The 4,355-nt window shown below is 71.5% G+C and carries 3 protein-coding genes; all 3 read right to left on the bottom strand.

Features of this window, described 5'->3' with window-relative positions; all coding sequences use genetic code 11:
* Positions 1–35 precede the first annotated feature (35 nt).
* Positions 36–1,682: a beta-1,3-glucanase family protein gene (locus JNW89_RS29055; protein WP_238451524.1), complete on the bottom strand. Its 1,647-nt coding sequence runs from the start codon at positions 1,680–1,682 to the stop codon at positions 36–38.
* 95 nt (positions 1,683–1,777) lie between these two features.
* Entirely contained in the window at positions 1,778–3,043 is a 1,266-nt protein-coding gene (locus JNW89_RS29050; RefSeq protein ID WP_238451523.1) for a glycoside hydrolase family 16 protein, read from the bottom strand.
* A gap of 118 nt (positions 3,044–3,161) precedes the next feature.
* On the bottom strand, positions 3,162–4,355 hold a 1,194-nt coding region (locus JNW89_RS29045; protein ID WP_238451522.1), incomplete at its 5' end, for a ricin-type beta-trefoil lectin domain protein.

The following is a 4,355-nucleotide window of genomic DNA, read 5'->3' as shown; positions in this document are numbered from 1 at the left end:
GTCGGCCGCCGCCGCCGGATCGCGGGAGGCCGCCGTCAGCCGCGATGCCACTTCTGATTCGCGCCGCCGGTGCACTCCCAGAGCTGGAGCACCGCGTCGTTGTTCGGGTTCCAGCCGGCGATGTCCACGCACTTGTTCGCCTGCGGGTTGACCAGGTCACCCGCCGCGCCGAGCACGAACTGCTGGGCCGGGTTGCCGGAGCAGGTCGCGATCTGGATGGCGGCGCCGTTGGCGGTGGAACCCCAGGCGACGTCCATGCACTTGTTGTTCTGGGTGCGCAGGGTGCCGTTGACGAACTCCCAGCGCTGGTTGGTGCCGCCGTGGCAGTCCCAGACGATGAGCCGCTGGCCGTCGGCGAAGTTCCAGTTGGGCACGTCGACGCACTTCTGGTGCCAGTTGCTGACCACCAGGTCGCCGGTGGCCGGCGGCGTGGTCGGCGGCGGTCCGGTCGGGCCCCCGGCGCCGAACGGCGTCAGGGTGACGGCGGCGGAACGGGGATCGCCGCTGTGCACCAGCGACTCGAAGCCGCCGACGTCGTCGTAGGCGAAGCCGTACGCCTTCCCGTCGGCCATGTTGGCGTGGATGATCCGGGAGTAGTGGTTCGGGGCGCTGTTCTTGTAGAAGCTGGCGGCGTCGAGCCGGGGCTCGGTGTCGAACTGGCCGAGGGTGCCACGGTTCAGCGCGGTGCAGAGGGTGCGCTTGATCTCCGGCTCGATGAACGGCGGGGTGTTCGGGGCGTTGAAGACGCCGTCGCAGCCCCACACGTTGCCGGTGGTCGGCCTGGCGACCGTCGCCACCTGGGCGCCGGACGAGTCGGTGAAGACCATGGTGCTGCCGACGGTGCGGCCGAAGAACCGGCGGTTCGGCTCGTTGGTGCGCGGCACGACCGTGAGGGTCCGGCTGGTGTACGCGTTCCACGCCGAGTTGATGTACGAGTCCAGGTAGGCGGGGTCCATCAGGCCGGCGTCCATGGCCTTGCCCGGCGCGAGGACGCGCAGCACGGTGCCGTCGGCGCGGGTGACGACCGAGCGGGCGAAGGCCGGCTGCGCCTTGACGGCGTTGATGACGTTGTTCCGGCCGTCGTTCAGCAGTTCGCCGGTCTTCGTGGTGGCGCCGCTGCCGCTGGTGACGGAGACGGCGTGCGGCACGGCGAACTGGTCCACCTGCGAGCTGTTCAACCACAGGCCGGCATCGTTGTAGGTGAACTCGGACCAGTCGAACAGGACGTCCCGGTTCGGGTCGCCGGCGGCCCACGGCGCGGGCTGGACGACCCCGTCCGGGGTGAGGCGGAAGTCGAGCTTGCGGCCGAACGAGAAGTACATGCGCCCGGAGATGAAGCGCGGGAACCGGACGGTGACGCTGCCGCCGTTGGGCGGGCCGGCGATCGACACGTCCGGCGCCGGGGTCGGTGGGATGCCGCCGGCGGGCCAGCGGGTGAACGCGCCGGCGGCGTTGACGTAGCCGAGGCCGCCGCCGGGGCGGATGTCGGTGCCCAGGATGTAGAGGTAGACCGCCTCGCTGCGGCCGGTGTTGTTGGCGACGGTGACGGGAAGCAGGTCGGGGCCGATGGCGAGCGCCGGGTTCTGGGTGGCGGTGAGGGTGACGGGTACGGCGAGCACGAGCGCCGCCAGCGCGCCGATGGCGGCGGCGAGTCGTGCCCGGCACGAGCGTCTGTTGGTCACGGGAACTCCTCGATGGTGGGGACGGGGCACCATCTCGTCGACTCGGGTCGCGGCCGGCCGACGAAGGGCGTGGGGGATGGGGGGTACGAACGGGACTAGGCGCGGGACCACTTCTGGTTGGCGGCGCCGGTGCAGTCCCACAGCTGGAGCTTGCCGCCGTTGGCGGTGACCCGGTCGCGTACGTCGACGCAGCGGTTGGCGCTGAGGTTGACCAGGTCACCCGCGGCGGTGAGGGTGAAGCGTTGGGCCGGGTTGCCGTTGCAGGTCACCAGGTTGACCTCGGTGCCGTTGGCGGTGCCGGCCCAGGCCGGGTCCATGCACTTGCCCATGGCGCGCAGGGTGCCGTCGGCGGCGAACGTCCACGCCTGCGCGGCGGTGGTGTTGCAGTCCCAGATCTGCAGCTTGGCCCCGTCGACCGGGTTCGCGCCGGGGATGTCGATGCACCGGCCGCTCGCCGCGCCCCGGATCCGGGTGGTCCCCGGCGCGGGCTCGCCGCCACCGGAGGTGTAGCCGGAGACCCGGACGTAGTCCACCAGCATCTGCTGCGGGAACTGGGTCGACGCGTCCGGGTAGCCCGGCCAGTTGCCGCCGACCGCCACGTTCAGGATCATGAAGAACGGGTGGTCGAACACCCAGCGGTTGCCGCCGAGCCGGGCGGGGTCGACGCGGTGGTACTCGACGCCGTCGAGGTACCAGACGATGGAGTTCGGCTCCCAATCCACCCGGTAGGTGTGGAAGGCGTCGGCGAGCGGCGCGGCGATGGTCCGGCTGCCGGTGATCCCGCCCGCGCCGGAGTAGCCCGGGCCGTGGATGGTGCCGTAGACGGTGTTCGGCTCCCGGCCGATGTTCTCCATGATGTCGATCTCGCCCGCGTTCGGCCAGCCGACGCTGCCCATGTCGTTGCCGAGCATCCAGAACGCCGGCCAGATGCCCTGCCCGCGAGGGATCTTGATCCGGGCCTCGAATCGGCCGTACGCCTGGGTGAAGGTGGCGGCGGTGAGCAGCCGGGCCGAGGTGTACTCGCACCGGCCGTAGTGGCACTGGTAGTTGGCCGGGTTCTCCCGGCGGGCGGTGATGACCAGGTTGCCCTGACCGTCGTGCACGGCGTTGCTCGTGCTGTTGGTGTAGTACTGCCGTTCGTTGTTGCCCCAGCCGCCGCCGCCGATGTCGAAGCGCCACCTGCTCTGGTCAACCGGGGCGCCGGCCGCGGCGTTGAATTCGTCCTGCCAGGTGATGCCGCCGATCGCCGCCTCGGCGGGACGGGAGTCGACCGGTACGGCGAGGGCGACCGTGGCGGCGACGAGCGCGGCGCCGGCGAGGGCGAGCACGCGTGGCCGGCGGCGGGTGCGGATGGGGAACATGGGACCTCCTGCGGGACGGGCGCGAACCTGTCGTGGGTTCGACGGGGGAGAAGCGACCGGCGCGGCGGCGGGATCGGTGGTGTCGGGGGTGTCCGCCGCGCCGGGGGGAGCGGTGGTGTCAGCCGCGACGCCACTTCTGGTTGGCGGTGCCCGCGCAGTCCCACAGTTGGAGGCGGGCACCGTCGGAGTTGTTCCAGTCGGTGATGTCGACGCACTTGTTGGCCTGGGGGTTGACCAGGTCGCCGGCGGCGGAGAGGACGAACTGCTGGGCGGGGTTGCCGCTGCAGTTGGCGATCTGGATGGTGGCGCCGTTTGCGGTGGAGCCCCAGGCCACGTCCATGCACTTGTTGTTCTGGGTCCGCAGCGTCCCGCCGGTGAAGGCCCAGGCCTGGGCGCTGGTGCCGTTGCAGGTCCAGGTCTGCAGGGGTACGCCGTCGGAGAAGTTGGAGTTCGGCACGTCGATGCACCGGTTGTTCCAGTTGCTGACGATCCGCTCCCCGCCGCCGGTGGTGACGAGCGACAGCCCGTAGACCCCGAGGATCTCGTTCACCGGCTGGAACCAGGTCGTGCCGCCGGAGGAGCAGTTGCCGGAGCCGCCGGAGGTCACCCCCTGGGCCTGGTTGCCCGAGATCCACGCGCCGCCCGAGTCGCCGCCCTCGGCGCAGGCGTTGCTGCGGCTCAGCCCTGACACGGCTCCCTGCGGGTAGACGACGGTCTCGTTGCGGCCGAGGATGGTGCCGCAGCGCCAGCCGGTGGTGCGCCCGGAGCGGCAGACCGAGCTGCCGATGGCCGCGTCCTGCGAGCCGGCCACGGTCACGTTGCCGCCGTTGTAGCTGTTGACCCACGGCTGCGGTGTCCAGGAACTGTTGGTGCGTACCCAGGCGTAGTCGTCGCCGGGGAACGACGAGCCGGCGAACGTGCCCTGCGAGACGTTGTTGAAGCCGAGGGTCGGGCTGCCGGCGCGTCCACAGTGGCCGGCCGTGACGAACCCGCCGACGACCGCGAAGCCGACCGAGCACAGGGTGTTGCCGTTGATGACGTACTGGTCGCCGCCGCGGATGTCGTAGAGCGGGCGCGGGGCGGCCGGGGACGTGACCACCCGGACGGCATCGGCGGGAACGCCGCTGGCCCGGACGTACGCGGTGGCCGCGGCGGTGCCGCCGGGTCGGGCCGTCACGACGACGCTGTTGCTGACCACGTCGACGTGCCAGCCGTGGATGTCCCGGGAGTCGGCCCTGGCGCGTCGCCTGTCCAGCGCCCGTTTGACCGCGTCGAGCGCGCTCTCGCTGCGGCCGGCGACGGTGACGTCGGC

This window comes from Micromonospora sp. 4G55 (genome assembly GCF_016803375.1).
This window is presented reverse-complemented; position numbering and strand designations above follow the sequence as displayed.